Here is an 18909-nt window from a genome sequence, read left to right on the forward strand (position 1 = left end):
GTTTATGAGAAAAAATATGAATGCTAATGAAGAATATGATAAATTAATAAAAATAGTAAATGATAATCTGGAAAGTTCAGATAGAAATAAGATTATATTTGAACTATTTAGTACTTTATCTTTTAATATATATGAATTCCCTTATGAGCAGTTATTAGAAATTCAAGATGACAGTCAATTTTTATATGAAGTATATTATAAGATATTAGATAGAATTATTGATAGCGATAGTTATTATAGATTATTAAAACAATTATTAGATAATAAATTATCTAAAGAAGAAATAATAACTCTTATTTCTAATAGCAAAGAGGCTGAAATTAAAAAAACAAACTTAGTATTTAAAAGATAAAAGGTATATTTTGATGAAGTATATAGATATTACAAATTATATAAATACAAGAGCTCATACAGGTATTCAGAGAGTTGTTAGAGAATTTCTTTTCAGGATTATTAGAAATAAAGACGATTCATATAGAATTATATACTATAATTCTGACATAAAAAAATTTTACCTTATGAGTAGAGAAGAAGTATATGAATTTCTTCAAAATATAAAGTATTATAAGTTCTCATATAATATAGATGAATTTATTTCATTAGATGATTTCAAAAAAGGAGATATCTTTTTTGATATTGATGGAGTATGGAATAATGGGCTAAAAAGATTCTTTTTATATAAAAAGCTAAAAAAGAATAATGTCTTTATTTGTAATTTTCTATATGATTTTGTTCCAATATTGATGCCAAAATATTCTCATATAGATACAGTCAGAAATTTTACTATGTATATATATTCTATATATCAATTTAGTGATATGGTATTTTTTGATTCTAGATCAGCAGAGAAAGATTTTTATGATATAAAAGAAAAAATAGGAAATAAAAGAAAAATTTCAACTAGAGTAATAAAATTGGGAGGAGATCTTTTATTATCTAGTACGGATGTGAAAAATAAATTATTTTCAACAAAATATATATTATTTGTGGGAACTCTAGAACCACGAAAAGAGCAAGAATTAGTATTGGATGCTTTTGAAGTATTATATGAAAAATATGCTGATATAAATCTGATATTCATAGGTAAGAAAGGATGGAATAATGATAAATTAATTCATAGATTAGAAAATCATATTCTTTTAAATAAGAGAATATTTTGGCTAAAAGATATTAATGACGAGCAATTATCAGAATTTTATAGAAATGCATTTTTATCAATATATTTATCTAAATATGAAGGATTTGGGTTACCTATCTTAGAAAGTTTATCATATGGTAATATTACTATTACCTCAAACAATAGTTCTATGTATGAAGTTGGTAAGAATTTTGCAGATTACATAAAATTTAACTCTGTAAATGAGATTGCAGAACTTATTGATTTATATCTAAGTAATCCTAATTTATATTCTGAAAAGAAGAAGTTTATAAAAAAATACTTCAAACCATATAGTTGGGATATGACATATGATTCTATATTAAATATTTTTAATAATATTGATAAATATAAAATAAATAATAAAAAACATCAAAACAAATTACAGTTTGTGTTTATTAGTATTTGCATGGGGAAATTGTCTAATACTATAAAGACACTAGATACTTTCGTGAATTTTGTTAAAGAATATATAATTATTACGAGTGATAATTATATTAATGAGTGCAAAGAGATTATTTCAGAGAATAAAATAGTAGTTATAGATGAAAAAAATATTTTACAAGATAAATATGATTATTTTATAGGTGCAGACCATCAAACAAAAAACTGGCTTCTAAGATCTTCATTAGTTAACTTAGATATTTTAGATGAACAGTTCATAATGTTAGATGATGATAATAGACCACTAAAAGATATAGCAATTGAGCACTTTATAGATGATGGAAAATATAATGTATATTTTTATTTTGATCTTCTAGATTGGGCAAATTATATGACTGATTATGATTTTGGTCAGCATTATGTAAAAAATGTGTTAGATCAAGATGGCTATGAATTGCTATCCTACTCTTCTCATAAACCTCAAATAATAGATAAAAGAATCTTCAGAGAAGTTGTAGAAAAGTATTTAGATATAGGATTAGAAAATCCAATAGATGAGTGGAGCATATATTTTAATTATGCAATATCAAATTATCCAAAGTTATTTAATAAGATAAAATATGATACACTTAATTGGCCAGGCCATCCATCAAATTGGCAACAGAAATATTTTCCTAGTGAATATAATTTTGAAAATTATTATGAAAATAATTTTGAGGGTAATTTAGAAGAAAAAATAAAAAATAAAAAAGACATAGAAAATTTATATATTAATAATATTTTTATAGAAAAAGAATGCCATAAATTTTATAAAGATATGAATATGGTTTATGGTGTTTTGTCTTTTAAAGAGTTTAATAGTGAAGTATTTTTATTCAATTTCCCATATTTTATAGTCAGTAATAGAGGTTCTTGGTCTAAATTAATATTAAATTATAAGACAATAAACTGTCAAACAAAAGATGTAAAAATTTTATATTATATTGATAATAAAAAAGGAGCAGAAACACAGTTACCTATTACTGAATATTATGAGGATGAAATAGTCGAGTTTGGAATTAGCAGTGAAAGCTTACAGGTTGGAATATATAACTTATTTATTCATTGTGCTATTGATAATAAGATTGATAAATATAATAAATATTTGGTTAAGCTTATAGTAGTATAATAATAAAAAATATTATTATTGATAATAGGGTATTGAAAATATAAGATAGCTAATGTGAATTTGTTTATGCTTATAATTTATATGTTATATAAATAATTTCTTTCTTTGGATAAAAATTGTTTTATTATTTATGATATTGAGTAGTAAATATAATCATTAAAATTACTGTGAGGATTAAAATTTTGACTGTATTGATGAAATGTGGAAATTTAATATAAAAAGTATATTTATGGTTTTAGAATTTGTAAGAAAGGTAGGATGTAAAATATCATACAAGAAATATTACAAAATTTGGAAATAATGGATGTAGATATGGGCCTAAAGAAATGCAAAGTAGCAAATATGTCATATTAATCAATTTATTTAAAGAAAAGATGAAAATGGAATAATTATTAACACTTGTTAATCCAGAGACTCAATAAAGAAATTTTACTCACATAGGTGATATTATTAATAAATTAGTATTAATTGTAGAGTGAGGTTAATGGAGATGGATTTGATATAGGTAGAGATGAATGTTATTCTATTTTAGTTGTTGCACATATGTTTGGTGGTAGTATAGAGATACTTCCTGAAAGAAAAAAGAAATAAAATGAGTGCGACAGTAATGAATAAAAAAACTAAGGAGTTAGGTTGGGAACCTACAAGGCATCTTAGAGATTATATATAATGAATGTTGAATCAATAATTGGGAATAATTATATGAAAAAAGCAATAATCACAGGTATCACAGGTCAAGATGGTGCATATTTAGCAGAGTTGTTATTAAATAAGGGATATGAAGTATATGGAACTTATAGAAGAACAGCGTCTGTTAATTTTTGGCGAATTGAAGAGTTAGGAATTCAAAATCACCCTAATCTTCATTTAGTTGAATATGATCTTACTGATCAGTCTAATAGTGTTAGGATGGTCGCAACAATTCAGCCAGATGAGATCTATAATTTAGCTGCTCAAAGTTTTGTTGGAGTATCTTTTGAACAACCATTAGCAACAGCACATATTACAGGTCTTGGTTGTGCACATTTATTAGAGGCGATTAGGATTGTTAATCCTAAAATCAAATTCTATCAAGCTAGTACTTCAGAAATGTTCGGGCTAGTTCAAGAAATTCCTCAGACAGAAAAAACACCGTTTTATCCAAGAAGTCCATATGGAGTTGCAAAGCTTTATGCGCATTGGATGGTGGTGAACTATCGAGAATCATATGATATTTTTGCTTGTAGCGGAATTCTATTTAATCATGAATCTCCACTAAGAGGACGTGAATTTGTAACTAGAAAGATAACAGATTCAGTTGCCAAGATAAAACTTGGTAAATTAGATTGCCTAGAATTAGGTAATTTAGATGCTAAGCGAGATTGGGGATATGCAAAGGATTATGTAGAAGGTATGTATTTAATGTTACAAGCAGAGAAACCAGATACATATGTATTAGCAACCAATAGAACAGAAACTGTTAGAGATTTTGTCGCTATGGCATTTAAAGCTGTAGATATTGAGTTAGAATTTAAAGGTTCTAATGAGAATGAAATTGCTGTAGATAAGGCTACAGGTAAAGTTTTAGTGAAAGTTAATCCTAAATTTTATCGTCCAGCAGAAGTTGATTTGTTAATTGGTAATCCAGAAAAAGCAAAGAATGTTCTTGGTTGGCAACCAAAATGTAACCTTGAAGAACTTTGTGCAATGATGGTTAAGGCAGATTTAAGAAGAAATAAACTTGGATTTAGTTTTTAATGAAGAGAGTATTAATTACAGGAATAGATAGTTTTACTGGTATTTATCTAAAAAATTGTTTGATAGATGCAAAATATGATGTTTATGGAACTTCTATAAGAAATTCTGCTGATAATATTTTAATTTGTGATATTAAAAATAAGCAACAGATTAAAGATGTATTAAGTCAGGTTAAACCTGACTTTATTATTCATTTATCAGGAATATCTTTTGCGGCTCATGATAAAAATGAGGATTTTTATTCTATCAATACAATTGGAACAACTAACTTGTTAGAAGTTATTCTAGAATTAAATTTACCAGTTCAGAAGATCATTTTAGCAAGTAGTGCTACAGTATATGGTAATCAAGGTATAGAAATTTTGGATGAAACACTATATCCAAGACCAAGTAACCATTATGGTATGAGTAAATATGCTATGGAATGTTTAGCCTATAATTATTTTAGTAAACTTCCGATCGTTATTACTAGACCATTTAACTATACGGGAGTAGGTCAAGCAGACCATTTTTTGATACCAAAAATAGTAAAACATTATAAAGATAGAAAAGAAGTTATTGAGCTTGGGAATTTGGATGTGGCGAGAGAGTTTAATTCTGTTGAAGATGTTTGTAGTATTTATAAAAAATTGCTAGAAAGTGAAGCACATAGTGAGGTTGTAAATATTTGTAGTGGTAAAGGAATTAAACTATTAGATATTATAAATATGATGAACCAACTTTCTGGATATGAAATAAAAATTAAAGTGAATCCGTTATTTATTAGAAAGGATGAAATAAAAATATTGACAGGTTCGGTTACAAAACTAGAAACTTTAATTGGTTATCATCAGTTTAAAGATATAACGACTGTTTTAAAAAATATGTATATTGAATAATATTCCTACATTCAAAATTAAATTATTATGATAAGGTAAAGTTCTTTGCAATTTTACCTTATTTTTATAAATCTAATTAGTTATAGATTTCATGAAAAGAATCCTCATCACAGGCGGAGCTGGTTTTATCGGTTCCGCTGTTGTTCGTTATATTATTAACTCCACTACCCATCAAGTAATTAATCTTGATAAATTAACTTATACAGCTAATCCATTTGCTTTATCTAATGTGCAAAATAATCCACGATATTTTTTTGAGCAAGTTGATATTTGTGATCGCTTAGCCGTTGATCATATTTTCCAAAAATATCAACCGGATGCTGTTATGCATTTGGCTGCAGAAAGCCATGTAGATCGTTCTATTAGTGGACCAGCAACATTTATTCAAACCAATATTATTGGCACATATACACTATTAGAATCTACTCGCTGTTATTGGGAAAATCTGCCTATTTCTAAACAAGAAAAATTCCGTTTTCATCATATTTCAACAGATGAAGTTTATGGTGATCTAGAGATAGAGTCAGAACAGCTTTTCACAGAACATTCGCCTTATGTACCTAGTAGCCCTTATTCAGCTTCTAAAGCCTCAAGTGATCATCTAGTACGAGCATGGCATCGCACTTTTGATTTGCCAATTCTTATCACAAATTGTTCCAATAATTATGGTCCATATCAATTCCCTGAGAAGTTAATTCCATTAACAATTTTAAATGCTGTTTCAGGTAAACCACTTCCTATTTATGGTAATGGTCAGCAAATCCGTGATTGGCTATTTGTAGATGATCATGTAAAAGCTTTATATAAAGTTCTTACAAAAGGAAAGGTTGGTGAAACATATAATATTGGTGGTAATAATGAACGTAAAAATATTGAAGTCGTTGAATCTATATGCCAAATATTAGAGGAGTTAGCTCCGAATAAACCAGCTGGAATTTCAGCATACCGTGACTTGATTACTTTCGTAACTGATCGTCCTGGCCATGACTTACGTTATGCCATTAATGCCACTAAAATCAAAAAAGAATTGGGATGGCATCCAGAAGAAACATTCGAAAGTGGACTAAGAAAAACGGTGGAGTGGTATTTAAAAATTTTTCTGTGAGTATAATTTTGGATCTTTTTTGAATTGATTATTTATAGATGTATTTACTGTTACGGAGTATAGATCAATAATAATATTAAGGGATATACTCTTAATTCTTAGATTATATTCCCTTTTTCTAGTTTAATTATTGATACTTTTTAAGTAAGAATTCTTAGCTTCTAATTCCATGATATTTAAAATATAGATATTTTTCTTTAGTCTTGTGATAGTGACATATTTGGGTATATCTTAGTTTCATTCTTTAGCTTTAAGTTGTAATCTTTCTATATCCAATTGTTGGAATATTTGTAATCATTACCTAATTTATCAAGAGCATAAATGTAAACCAGTTTATCTAATTATTATTTTTTCATATTTAAGAATGTGGATGGCTTGATGTTTGACTATCTGAGATGGGAAAGGTTTGTATGCTGGCTTATTTAGTGGAGCACTATAGCTTGAAAGATTTTTTGTATGTGGCTATAAAAATTAGCGTCTTTGTATGTCATATAATTGATCTAAATTTAGAAGAGAGATCAATTTGAGTATTGATATTTTTTAGTAATCTACAAGCTAGAATACTTTTCTTTTTATCCTATAGCACTATGATGAATTATGGATTGAGTTGTTCTTATTATTATAATACATATAATTTTTTATATTAGTAGAATTTAGATCAAATTTAGTAATTTTTATTGATGTAGTTACTCTATTTTAGATATTATTTTATTGTGATTAATTATATTTTTTATGGTTTCTTATGCTAAGTGAACTTCTAAGACGTAATCTCTTATTCATAAAACTTATAGGGGATGATTGTGAAAAGGTAATAGATAAAATTCAATCTGAGACCAGTTTTAGTTATCCTACAAAAGCTAGGGTAGATAAACATGATATTGCTTTTATATGGATGTGTTTAAATGATGGAAGTCATCAATTTTATATTGGCCATATAAGGTTTATTGAATATAGAACAATATTTCATAATGTTTTTATTCATAATCTAATAAATATAGATAGTGAGAATAAAAAATATTTGTTAATATTAGATATTATTAATAATATAATATCTAATATTGATTCTGAATTTGCAATTAAACTGGATAAAAATCAAAAGAAAAATTTTTTACATTATTTATATGATATCTCACCTAAAGAAATAGATTGTTTTATCCTTTTTATTAAAGGAATATATAAGATTAATGAACAAGAAAAATTAAGGAGAATAGCATTAAGAAATTTGATGAATATATTGGATGTAAAGGATAAAGATATTTCTAAAGTATGGCGAAAGGATAATCGAGAGATTACAATATATGAAGATAAAATAGTTGCTAGAGATGCTATTCAGATACCAGGATTTGAAAAGTTAGAAACAAGTATCACAGGAAAAACAGAATTTATCAAAAGAAACGAAAAAATATCTGTTTATTCAACAAATAAGACACTTGTAGAAGAAGCTTTTGGGGTGGATTTAATATATATAAATGAAAATCATCGTTCGATTATAATGATTCAATATAAAATGCTTAAATATGAAAGTGATAGGTGGATTTATAGAGTTGATGACCAATTTAGGAAAGAAATAGAAAGAATGAGTAATTTGCAGAAATATTTATTGAACAATATAAGAGAATTAAAAGAATTTGATGATTATAGGCTAAATCCCTCCCCCTTTTATTTAAAATTCATAAAATCAAAGACAACCATAGAGCAAGAGCCTCCATCATTTACCCTTTCATTAGATCATTTTAATTCTATAAAGGAGTTAGATATATGTAAGGGGATAAGAGATGGAGTCATAAGGATTGACTATGATATTTTGTCTGGAAGATATTTAAGAAGTTCTAATTTTATTGATCTAATTAATTCTGGTTATGTTGGATCATATAGAATAGAAAGTGATTTATTACAGTATATTATTGATGAGTTAGCACAAGGGAATCGAGATTTCTTAATTGCTTGGAAGGAAAAAATTAATTAATACTAAGATATAGTAATTAAAAATAAGGAAAATAATATGCAAGGACACAATTATTTATTAGTTCTCGATAAAGATGGTAGAAGAGTAACCAGTTATGTTGTAGGGGTACATGGTTCTTCTATGAATGAATTGCTCAGAAGAGCTGAAAGAGAATTTTCTGAACATACATATCTCCAAGATCCTCCACCAAATAAATATCAGCATGAATTAACAGACCCTAATAAGATATATAGGGATGGAGAGATAATTTATTCACCTCAAAGATTGCCACTAATTGAATTACAAAAAATGATCTGGGATAAGATAAAACTTATTCGAGATAAGCATATGTATCATGGGGGAGTATATTTAAAATCTGTTGATAAATGGTTTTGTACCGATATACAGTCTAGACAACACTATATTTTAATATCTGCTTCCAGAAATATTCCTACGATACAATGGAAGACAATGGATAATTCCATTATTGAACTTACTACTAAGTTATTAGATGAACTCTTGAATGAAATTCTCATTCAAGATCAAAAAAATTTTATGAATGCAGAATATCATAAAAATTTGATGTTATCAGTTGATGATCCATCTTGTTATGATTATTCTTCTGGCTGGAGTATTTTATATGAAGACATATCATAAAGTAGTTCTCTATAATTTTATAGTTAATTTTGTATAAATTTTAAGTGTAATACATTTTTACAATATTTATAGAATAAGTAGGTGCTAATACTAAATTTTTTAGCATCTTCTTTTGTTATTTGAGTAGTATTACTTCCTTCATGCATAATATATTTTCGTTTTTCATATATTTTATTTAACTGTTCTATGATAAAGATGGGAATTGTAATTTCATTTCCTTGTTCTGAAAAATTAGAAGAGTATAGATCAATTATTTTTTGGATATCTTTTTCGTTGCATTTTATATTTCTAGTTTTTAACTCATTTTTTAAAGTGTTTTTTATAAATTCAATAGATAAATGTAATTTTAAAATCATATCATCAAATTCATAATTAGAATATTTTATGAATGCAGATAATAAATATTCTGTTATTGGACTGGAAATAAAGGACGATGGTAAGTATGCATAAAGAATATTAAGTGTTGCTTCAGCATTGCAATTTTTAGGATTCGTAGATATCAAAAATAGTGTTTTTATATTCTCTTTATCAGAATGGTTATCATCAATATATTCTGAAAAGAAATAATCATTAAAATTCTGTGTTTGAGAAGAGGTTGAAGAAAATTGAGGGGTATATGTAATAAAGATAAGTTTTCCTTCTCCAATATCTTTCTCCAGATCTAATTTGTAAGGTTGATTATTTGTAATCTTTATTTGTTCGATATTTGTAATAGCACCTAATAAAATTAAATGGGTATAAAATCCTGAAAGTACTTCGAAGGCAACATTATATAAAAATTGTAATGTTGTTGAATTACGAGCTTCAAAATTATCATAAGTATGATCTTTAAAATATTCTTTTGTCCCTGTTATACTTTCCACAATATATGAAAGATCTTTTAGAAATTCTTTTATATATGTAATAATAATACCATTATCTTTAATAGAAGATATGTTTTTTATATATATTAATTTTTTAATGCAATTTAATATCATATATTTAATTACCCTAAAATAAATTATATGTTATAAATAATTTTAATCATAGCTTTATCAGATGTAATTTAATGAATTAGAATACTCATAAAATATTAGTGATGAAATAATAAAATTTTCAACCTTACTAGTAGTTAAGTTTTGGTGACCTTTTATGTAAATTATATTATTTCTAACAGTGTTGATTTCTTTTAAAATATCTAACATCTCTTGTGATAGTGTGATGTGTGAGATATTGTTTTTTATTATATCTAAATTATCCGGATAATTTCTTCTATTATAGTTAAGGTTTTCATGTTTACAAATATTTTTTGCTGTAATTTCATTAGATATTTGGCATTTTAATATTGTATCAGTATAGTTTTCGTCACATAGAGATTCATATGCTTCTAATAGTTGTTTAATGCATAAATCTTTATAGTCTTTCTCTGATATATAAAAAAATTTGATAAGATAAATATTGTTAATATATTTATTATCTACAGTTGTGTATCTATAAAATTTTTTTATTTTGGAATAACGTTCCCTAATTGGTGAATTACCATGAATTTGTAGTAATTTTTCATCTTTAATATTATGTTCTGGTTCTAATGATTGATATTCTATATCTAGTAAAATACCATTACCAATTTCAGTTGTTAAATCTAAAGTAACAATTTTTTTTGGTGGAATAGCTAAAGTTAATTTTTTTGGGATTCCTTTTAATAATAAATAAGGAATTTGTTTTTTATTAAATCTTTTTTTAATAATATCTATATATAGTGAAAGTAATGGTGAAGGATTTTTAAAACTATCATTAGGATTATTTTTAAAATATTCTATATATTCCTCTGTTCTTAAAGGGTATATAGAAAATTCTGAAAAGTTGTCTTCAAAATTTAGGGATAAATTAGATTCTTTCATATAAAAATTCTCATAGTTTTTTAAAATGTATAGTTTTATTTCGATCTATTATGAACAAACCCTCTCTTATATTTCATATGGCTTTGAATATTTTTTTCAGCATCTTTCTTATCCCAAATTTGTAACTCCCAAGGATAATAAAAATTACTAGAATTTTTAAAATAAATATGAATGCCGATATATTCTTCTTTATCTCTAAGATACCAATTTTTTAATCCGTATTTCTCTTTCCATTTATCAAGTTGTTCCATAATTTGAGAAATATCTTCACTTGACACAATAATTCGAGCACCAAAGATATCATTTAAAATACTGTTGACAGGGTAGCCTTCACTTCTTTGCTGAAAACGCTTTATCTTATCTAAGATTGATTCTGATGTTTTTACTCGATAAAAATAAGAAATGTCATAGAGATTGGCTCTATACAGATAGTCATTGATCGATTCATGTAGATTTAGGCGGTATGCAAGGATATGTTCTACAGGTACTTTGGATAGTGTATGTTTAAGATTTATTTTTTCAATCTTACCAGTTTCAAAATAATCTTGTGAAAAACAAAAATGTACTTTATTAATTTCATCAATAAGGCGCTCAACTTTTTTTAGCATATTCATTTATCTAATCTGTAATAGTTTATTTAATCAATTCAGTTACATAGTGAACAATAATATAGCATATAATAATTCATTAAGTATTTAAATTTCTTTATGTAGGTAACTAAATGTATTGTAGCTACTTTAGTAAATATTTGGCTACATAATTTAATGTAGAAGCGATGGAGATTAAATGAGAAGTAAGAAGGTAACTTGTCGGATACGTTGTATCCGACAAAAATATATTATTGATTTATATTAATTTTATTTATCAGTATGAACCTTTCTCAACAACACTTTTCCTGCAAAACAGGCTAGTAGATGTAGGACTAACAATATAACCGAAAGTAGATAAAGTGGTGTGTTACCAAAAACAGAGAAAGGCGTTTTACCAATCGTTTTATAAATTTCTGCGGTTAAAGTAGTTGGTTTAAATTGAGGGGCTTGGCTAATAATTTTCCCGTGAGCATCAATAAATGCGGTCACGCCTGTGTTGGTATCACGAATCAGTGGTTTACCCAATTCTAGAGCACGCATTCTTGCCATTTGGAAATGTTGCCAAGGTCCAATAGAGGTACCAAACCATGCATCATTAGAAACAGTTAAAATAAAATCACTATTATTTTGGACGCTATGTTGAACTTGACGATCAAAGATAATTTCATAACAAATTGCATTAGCAAAATTAGCGCCTTTAACCGTAAGTGGTGATTGGGTGTAGCTACCTTCGCTCATATCCGAGAATGGAATATTGAACAGCTCTTTTACAAATGGTAAGGGGATATATTCCCCAAATGGCACCAAATGGTGTTTTAAATAACGTGGTGCAGAATCAATGGTATAAGGTTGTTCTGGGTTTAATGCAATTAGAGAGTTAAATAATTGATCAGTATTAGGTTTTTGGTAAATTGTGCCTAATAAAATAGCGGTATTTGATTGTTGGGCAAAACGAGAGAGCATCGCAATATAAGGCTCAAGCTGATTCTCTAATAGCGGCAATACGGATTCAGGCAGAATAATAATATCACTTTTACCTAAATGGGGTTCGAGCAGGTTTTTGTGAATATCGAGTGACTGATAAATATAGTCAGGATCCCACTTATATTGCTGTTCAATATTGCCTTGTACCAAAGTGATGGTAAGTGGTTTTTCTGCCGTATTCTGTTTGATAAAGCTAATCTGCTGGCTGTAATAACTTAACGCGATAAGGACAATTGCGAGTAAACTTTGTGAACTGATCAGTAATAGATGACGGGGTTGTTTACTAAATAGGCTATCAATCACATTCAAAACCAATGCAGATAGCCATATCATCACAAACGTAATGCCTTGTACCCCGAAGAAAGGTGCAATACCTGCAAAGAAAGTATCAATTTGGGTATAACCAAATTGTAGCCAAGGAAAACCAGAAAATAGCCAGCCACGCAAAAATTCAGTGAAAGTCCATAAAATTGCAAAAAGTATAGATTGGCTAATGTGTAACTTGCGGATTAAGTAAGTAAATACAGTAGGGAAAAGAGCAAGATAGGCCGCAAGCAGGACAACCAAAATATAGGCCACAGGTAATAATAATCCACCGAATTGGTTAATACTAATATGAATCCAATTTAGCCCAAAGGTAAAGTAGCTTAATCCCCATAAAAAAGCAGAAAGTAAGGCTTGTTTAGTCGTTTTGCTGTATTTGATACAGGTAAGCAGGATAAACAGTGAGATAAAGGCTAAAAAGCTATAATTGAAAGGGGCGTAGGCAAATACTCCGAGAATTCCACCTAAAATTGCAAATAAAGGGAATAAATATTGTGGCATAGACATACTCTTATAATAAAACGGACATAATGTCCGTTTTTTATGATTAAATTTTGGTAAAAACTAAACATCTTCGGTAATATTCTGCTGTTCCATTTTTTCAATTTGTTCATCAGGAATGACTACTCGCAGTTGAATAATACGACGGCTGTCAGCAGAAGTGATTTTAAATTCAATATTGTCTAATTGAATGGTTTCACCACGAGTTGGTAAATAACCAAAGGCTTGCATAATGACACCACCAATAGTATCTACCTCTTCACCAGTAAATCCAGTGGCAAAGTAGTGATTAAAATCATCAATATCAGTTAAGGCTTGCACCGCATAAGTATGTTTAGAAAGTTGGCGAATATCTTCAACATCTTCCTCATCAAACTCATCTTCAATATCGCCCACAATTTGTTCCAAAATATCTTCAATCGTAACTAGACCAGAGATCGAACCAAATTCATCGACAACAATCGCCATATGAAAACGTTCTGAACGGAACTCTTTTAGCATTCTATCGACACGTTTACTTTCAGGAATAATGACAGCTGGACGCAATACTTCGTGAATGGAAAATTCTTCAGAATCTGGGCGTAAATATTTGAGTAAATCTTTTGCCAGTAACAGCCCGATGACATTATCACGTTCATCAGCAATAACAGGGAATCGTGAGTGAGCAGAATCAATGATCACATCTAAACACTCAGATAAGCTTTGCTCCGCATCGATAAATACAATTTGTGAGCGGGGAATCATAATATCTCGTACACGTAATTCAGAAATTTCGATTACGCCTTCAATCATTTGTCGTGTTTCTTGATTGATAATTTCGTTTTGCTCTGAATCACGAATGGTTTCAACTAATTCCTCACGATTTTTCGGTTCTGCTGGGAAAAAGTTATTTAACAACGATTGAAAAAAATTCTTTTTTGAATTGGATTCTGTTGAATTTGTCGAATGTTCTTCACTCATGACGATTTATTGATTACTCCAAGATAATTAAACGTTGCAAAGCTATCACATTTACCTATTTTTTGCTAGATAACGATTTATTATTTCGCAAACTCAGTCAAGGTTTTTGTAAATTTGGCTAAACCTTCTTCTAATTCTGGCGCTGAAATATTTAATGCTGGTGCTAAACGGACTACATTTGGTCCAGCTACTAATAACATCAAGCCAAATTGATTAGCAAGATGACAAAAATCCATTGCTTTGCCATGATATTTTTCAATCAATTCTGCACCAATTAACAACCCTTCACCACGAATTTGACTGAAAATCGGTGTTTGTTGATTAAATTGTGCAATGGTTTGTTTAATCAATTCACTTTTAGCACAGACTTGTTGTAAGAAAGTTTCATCAGAAATAATATCAACGGCTTTCTTGGCCACTGCACAAGCTAAAGGATTCCCACCAAATGTTGTGCCATGCACGCCAGGTTTAAAACTTGCTGCAATTTTGTGGGTTGTCATCATTGCCCCAATAGGGAAACCATTTGCTAAAGCTTTAGCACTGGTCAAAATATCTGGGATCACATTATATTTCATATAGGTATAGAAATAGCCTGTACGGCCCACACCAGTTTGTACTTCATCAAAAATTAATAATGCTTGATGTTGATCGCAGAGTTGACGTAATCCTTGTAAAAATTCTGGTGTTGCAGGCAATACACCACTTTCGCCTTGGATTGGTTCAACAATAATTGCACAAGTATGATCATCAATTACTGCTTTTACTGCGTCTAAATCATTGAAAGGGACGTGGATAATATCGGCGGGTTTTGGGCCAAAGCCATCGGAATATTTGGCTTGTCCACCAACACTGACAGTAAATAACGTACGGCCATGGAAACTTTGTTTAAATGAGATGATTTTACTTTTTTGATATTCAAAGTGATCAACCGCATAACGGCGAGCTAATTTTAAAGCAGCTTCGTTAGCTTCTGCACCAGAGTTCACAAACATTACTCGTTCAGCAAATGTTTTTTCAACTAATGTTTTAGCTAATGCAATCGTAGGTTCACTGGTAAACCAGTTACTAGAATGCCAGAGTGTAGCACCTTGTTGTTGCAATACTTCTAGCAGTTCGTCTGGGCAATGTCCTAATGCATTAACTGCGATACCGCCAGTTAAATCAATATATTCTTTGCCTAGCTGATCCCAAATTCGACTGCCTTTACCTTTGACTGGAATAAAATCTGCTGGAGAATAGTTTTGTACTAAATATTGATCAAAGTCGCTACGTGTAATTTGTTGTGTCATAGTATTGCCTCAAATTCCTGATAAATTATCGATTGAATGATGCATTTATTGTTTATTACTGGGAGTGTTGTATTTGCTACAGAAAAATACCCCATTCTGCAACAGAAGGGGTAAAGAACATAAATGCATTTACTTTGTTGTAAAAACTGAAATAAGCATACGACTGATTGCATATATAGTCAATAAAATGCATAAAAATTCATTTTAATTGGTGCCACCTACAGTAATTTTTTCAATTTTTAATGCAGGTTGACCAACGCCAACAGGAACACTTTGCCCTTGTTTACCGCAAACGCCTATGCCATGATCGATTTCTAATTGATTCGCCACCATAGAAATATTTTGCATAACTTCAATCCCACTGCCGATTAATGTTGCGCCTTTTATCGGTTTAGTGATTTTTCCTTTTTCAATTAGATAGGCTTCAGAAGTGGAAAACACAAATTTGCCGGATGTAATATCAACTTGCCCACCACCAAAATGAGGGGCATACACGCCATAATCTACGGAAGCAATTAAGTCTTCAAATTGGCTTTCCCCCGGCAGCATATAGGTATTTGTCATACGAGGCATTGGCAGATGAGCATAAGATTCACGGCGTGCATTACCCGTTGGCTGCATTCCCATTAATCGAGCATTTAGCTTATCTTGCATATAGCCTTGTAATACGCCATCTTTAATTAACACATTATATTGTCCAGGAACCCCTTCATCATCTACGGTTAATGAACCTCGGCGATCTGGGAGTGTGCCATCATCAACAATCGTACAGAGTGGAGAAGTGACGAGTTCACCGATTTTGCCACTAAAAATAGAAGATTGTTTGCGATTAAAATCACCTTCTAAACCATGACCGACAGCTTCGTGCAGTAATACGCCTGGCCAGCCAGCTCCTAGAATAACAGGCATCATACCCGCTGGTGCTGCCACAGCACTTAGATTAACTAATGCCTGGCGTACTGCTTCTTTCGCAAAATAGACCGCACGTTGTTCACCCTGATACTGTTCAAAGAACCAGGTTAAACTTCTGCGTCCACCCACTCCCGCACTGCCACGTTCACGCTTACCATCTTGTTCAGCTAAAACAGAGACAGATAAACGGATTAATGGACGAATATCAGCTGCTAATGTGCCGTCAGTGGCAGCAACTAACATTTCTTCATAGAGTGTGGATAAGCTAACGGAAACTCGTGTAATACGTGGATCTTCCGCACGTGCAATTTGATCGACTAGCCGTAATAAGGCGATTTTTTGTTCTCGGCTAATCGTATCTAATGGATTAATCGCCGCGTAGCGTAGAGTTGGATTAACAGGAAGAAAACCTTGTTTCGCAAAAATAGAAGAAGTTGTGTCTTTAGCTTGTGCAATACCTTTTGCAGCTAATGCACAATCTTGTAAGGCAGCAAAATTAATGACATCAGAGTAAGAAAATCCAGTTTTTTCACCACTAATTGCACGTACACCAACGCCACGATCAATATGAAAACCGCCTTCTTTAATAATACCATCTTCTAAAATCCAGACTTCATTCATAGAGGTTTGAAAAAAGAGATCGGCAAAATCAATTTGTCGATCAGCAAAAATATCAAAGATAGATGGTAGTTGTTCAATAGTTAATTGATTTGGTGAAAGTAAAGAATCTGCTACTTGGTTAATAATCATTGTTTATTCCTAAATTTATCTTACATTACGACCACATCAAACTGTTCTTGTGTGTAGTAAGGCTCCATTTTAATCTGTACTTTTTTACCAATAAAGACTTCTACTTCTGCAATTAATGCGTGAGTTTCTTCATTAATTAAATGCTCAGCGACAGCGCGAGAAGCATAGACCAAGAATTGTTCGCTGGCATAAAGGTGATATACCCGAATAATTTCACGCGCAATTTCATAACAAACGGTTTCCACACTCTTCACGCGGCCGCGCCCTTGGCAGTTAGGGCACTCTTCACAGAGAACGTGTTCTAAACTTTCTCGAGTACGTTTACGAGTCATTTCTACTAATCCCAGTTGCGTAAAGCCATTGACGGTAGTTTTTACACGATCTTTCGCTAAAGCTTCTTTGAGAGATTGCAGCACTCGCTCTTGATGTTCTTCAAGCTGCATATCAATAAAATCAATAATGATAATACCGCCGAGATTGCGCAATTGTAATTGATGAGCAATGGCTTGAGTGGCCTCAATATTGGTATTAAAGATAGTTTCTTCAAGATTGCGATGACCAACAAAACCACCAGTATTAATATCAATCGTTGTCATGGCTTCGGTTTGTTCAATAATTAAATAGCCACCAGATTTTAAATTTACCCGTTTATTTAAGGCTTTTTGGATACTCTCTTCGACGCCATATATATCAAAGAGTGGCTGTGGTCCAGTATAGACTGATAAACTTTGTGTTAATTGCGGCAGAAATTCTTCAATAAATTCCTTAACTTCTAAATAAACTAATTTGGAGTCGATACGAATACTATCTAACGTCATACCCACGAAATCACGAATAATCCGTTGGGCAAGAGCAGGTTCAGCATAGAGCATAGCTGGCGCAGTAGAGCGTACTTTACGTTCTAATACTTTACGCCATAAACGTTTTAAGAAATCTGCATCTTGCTGTAACTCTTCGAGAGAAACATTTTCTGACGCAGTACGAATAATAAAACCACCAAGTTCATCACAGAACGGCGTAACAAGTTCTTTTAACCTTGCTCTTTCTTCTTCGCTTTCAATTCGTTGTGACACACCAACATGGCTATTTTCAGGCATAAATACTAAGTAGCGAGAAGGCAGGGTAATATCGGTAGTTAAACGTGCCCCTTTTGTACCAAGAGGATCTTTCACCACTTGCACAACAATGTCTTGTCCTTCACGGACTAATTCTGCAATATCTTTAACGACAAATTGCTTTTGTTCATTTTCATCAACGCATTCAGTATGTGAAACAATATCTGAAGCGTGTAAAAAAGCTGCTTTTTCTAAGCCAATATCCACGAATGCGGATTGCATCCCCGGCAATACTCTTGTGACACGACCTTTATAAATATTGCCAACAATTCCCCGTTTTGTTTCCCGTTCAACGTGAACTTCACGTAAAATGCCCGCAGCAACGAGCGCAATCCTTGTTTCATTCGGGGTAACATTGACCAACAACTCGACTTTGTTACCGTTTTCCATGTTTATTATCCTAATAATATGACACTGTGCGTTAGTCTAACGAAATCAAATATTAAATCCTAGCGTATTTTGTGTTGTTCTACATAATCTTTGCTTAATATCATTTCTTATTGTGATTAATTTAGGGTAGAGAAAAGTAAGAAAAATTGGAACGGGCAAGTGTTGAAATGAATAAAGGAAATAT

Annotated in this window: 15 protein-coding genes; 7 read left to right on the forward strand and 8 right to left on the reverse strand. The window is 30.4% G+C overall.

All coding sequences use genetic code 11. The features are described from left to right. Positions 1-16 precede the first annotated feature (16 nt). The 7 genes from NYR30_RS04010 (at position 17) to NYR30_RS04040 (ending at position 9030) form a co-directional block, all read left to right on the forward strand. Entirely contained in the window at positions 17-352 is a 336-nt protein-coding gene (locus NYR30_RS04010) for a hypothetical protein (protein ID WP_302501991.1), read from the forward strand. A gap of 13 nt (positions 353-365) precedes the next feature. Then, positions 366-2708 carry a glycosyltransferase family 4 protein gene (locus tag NYR30_RS04015; RefSeq protein ID WP_302501992.1) on the forward strand — a complete coding sequence of 781 codons (2343 nt, stop codon included), beginning with the start codon at positions 366-368 and terminating at the stop codon, positions 2706-2708. 702 nt (positions 2709-3410) lie between these two features. Then, positions 3411-4445, forward strand: coding sequence for a GDP-mannose 4,6-dehydratase (gene gmd, locus NYR30_RS04020; RefSeq protein ID WP_302501993.1), 1035 nt, complete (start codon positions 3411-3413; stop codon positions 4443-4445). Then, positions 4445-5323: a GDP-mannose 4,6-dehydratase gene (locus NYR30_RS04025; RefSeq protein WP_302501994.1), complete on the forward strand. Its 879-nt coding sequence runs from the start codon at positions 4445-4447 to the stop codon at positions 5321-5323. The genes gmd and NYR30_RS04025 overlap by 1 nt, the downstream gene beginning before the upstream one ends. A 91-nt stretch (positions 5324-5414) precedes the next feature. Beyond that, a complete protein-coding gene (gene rfbB / locus NYR30_RS04030; RefSeq protein ID WP_302501995.1) occupies positions 5415-6428 on the forward strand; it encodes a dTDP-glucose 4,6-dehydratase in 1014 nt (337 codons plus the stop codon). 742 nt (positions 6429-7170) lie between these two features. Next, positions 7171-8394 carry a hypothetical protein gene (locus NYR30_RS04035; protein WP_302501996.1) on the forward strand — a complete coding sequence of 408 codons (1224 nt, stop codon included), beginning with the start codon at positions 7171-7173 and terminating at the stop codon, positions 8392-8394. A 36-nt stretch (positions 8395-8430) separates the two neighbouring features. Next, positions 8431-9030, forward strand: coding sequence for a DUF4376 domain-containing protein (locus NYR30_RS04040; protein WP_302501997.1), 600 nt, complete (start codon positions 8431-8433; stop codon positions 9028-9030). A gap of 23 nt (positions 9031-9053) precedes the next feature. Here the strand turns inward: NYR30_RS04040 and NYR30_RS04045 are convergent, their stop codons facing one another. The 8 genes from NYR30_RS04045 to rng all read right to left on the reverse strand — a co-directional run bounded on the left by NYR30_RS04045 (position 9054) and on the right by rng (position 18725). Further along, entirely contained in the window at positions 9054-10007 is a 954-nt protein-coding gene (locus NYR30_RS04045) for a hypothetical protein (protein ID WP_302501999.1), read from the reverse strand. Positions 10008-10064: 57 nt separating this feature from the next. Beyond that, positions 10065-10910 carry a hypothetical protein gene (locus tag NYR30_RS04050; RefSeq protein WP_302502000.1) on the reverse strand — a complete coding sequence of 282 codons (846 nt, stop codon included), beginning with the start codon at positions 10908-10910 and terminating at the stop codon, positions 10065-10067. 35 nt (positions 10911-10945) lie between these two features. Continuing rightward, the gene (locus NYR30_RS04055) at positions 10946-11518 is read right to left on the reverse strand and encodes a RelA/SpoT-related domain-containing protein (protein WP_302502001.1); all 573 of its coding nucleotides are present in this window, start codon (positions 11516-11518) and stop codon (positions 10946-10948) included. Between the two features lie 249 nt (positions 11519-11767). Further along, positions 11768-13309 carry an apolipoprotein N-acyltransferase gene (gene lnt, locus NYR30_RS04060; protein ID WP_302502003.1) on the reverse strand — a complete coding sequence of 514 codons (1542 nt, stop codon included), beginning with the start codon at positions 13307-13309 and terminating at the stop codon, positions 11768-11770. Between the two features lie 63 nt (positions 13310-13372). Further along, positions 13373-14269 carry a CNNM family magnesium/cobalt transport protein CorC gene (gene corC, locus NYR30_RS04065; RefSeq protein ID WP_437125209.1) on the reverse strand — a complete coding sequence of 299 codons (897 nt, stop codon included), beginning with the start codon at positions 14267-14269 and terminating at the stop codon, positions 13373-13375. Between the two features lie 80 nt (positions 14270-14349). Next, positions 14350-15558 (reverse strand): aspartate aminotransferase family protein, encoded by a 1209-nt coding sequence (locus NYR30_RS04070; RefSeq protein ID WP_302502005.1) that lies wholly within the window; start codon positions 15556-15558, stop codon positions 14350-14352. A gap of 204 nt (positions 15559-15762) precedes the next feature. After that, positions 15763-17217 (reverse strand): metalloprotease TldD, encoded by a 1455-nt coding sequence (tldD, locus tag NYR30_RS04075; RefSeq protein ID WP_302502443.1) that lies wholly within the window; start codon positions 17215-17217, stop codon positions 15763-15765. Positions 17218-17240: 23 nt separating this feature from the next. Further along, entirely contained in the window at positions 17241-18725 is a 1485-nt protein-coding gene (gene rng / locus NYR30_RS04080) for a ribonuclease G (RefSeq protein WP_302502006.1), read from the reverse strand. Between the last annotated feature and the right edge of the window lie 184 nt (positions 18726-18909).

It is taken from the genome of Gallibacterium salpingitidis, from assembly GCF_030517105.1.
Lineage (GTDB): Bacteria > Pseudomonadota > Gammaproteobacteria > Enterobacterales > Pasteurellaceae > Gallibacterium > Gallibacterium salpingitidis.

Coding starts and splice junctions, on each gene's coding strand:
- NYR30_RS04010 (WP_302501991.1), top strand. CDS start 17: ATGAATGCTAATGAAGAATATGATAAATTAATAAAAATAGTAAATGAT.
- NYR30_RS04015 (WP_302501992.1), top strand. CDS start 366: ATGAAGTATATAGATATTACAAATTATATAAATACAAGAGCTCATACA.
- gmd (WP_302501993.1), top strand. CDS start 3,411: ATGAAAAAAGCAATAATCACAGGTATCACAGGTCAAGATGGTGCATAT.
- NYR30_RS04025 (WP_302501994.1), top strand. CDS start 4,445: ATGAAGAGAGTATTAATTACAGGAATAGATAGTTTTACTGGTATTTAT.
- rfbB (WP_302501995.1), top strand. CDS start 5,415: ATGAAAAGAATCCTCATCACAGGCGGAGCTGGTTTTATCGGTTCCGCT.
- NYR30_RS04035 (WP_302501996.1), top strand. CDS start 7,171: ATGCTAAGTGAACTTCTAAGACGTAATCTCTTATTCATAAAACTTATA.
- NYR30_RS04040 (WP_302501997.1), top strand. CDS start 8,431: ATGCAAGGACACAATTATTTATTAGTTCTCGATAAAGATGGTAGAAGA.
- NYR30_RS04045 (WP_302501999.1), bottom strand. CDS start 10,007: ATGATATTAAATTGCATTAAAAAATTAATATATATAAAAAACATATCT.
- NYR30_RS04050 (WP_302502000.1), bottom strand. CDS start 10,910: ATGAAAGAATCTAATTTATCCCTAAATTTTGAAGACAACTTTTCAGAA.
- NYR30_RS04055 (WP_302502001.1), bottom strand. CDS start 11,518: ATGCTAAAAAAAGTTGAGCGCCTTATTGATGAAATTAATAAAGTACAT.
- lnt (WP_302502003.1), bottom strand. CDS start 13,309: ATGCCACAATATTTATTCCCTTTATTTGCAATTTTAGGTGGAATTCTC.
- corC (WP_437125209.1), bottom strand. CDS start 14,269: ATGAGTGAAGAACATTCGACAAATTCAACAGAATCCAATTCAAAAAAG.
- NYR30_RS04070 (WP_302502005.1), bottom strand. CDS start 15,558: ATGACACAACAAATTACACGTAGCGACTTTGATCAATATTTAGTACAA.
- rng (WP_302502006.1), bottom strand. CDS start 18,725: ATGGAAAACGGTAACAAAGTCGAGTTGTTGGTCAATGTTACCCCGAAT.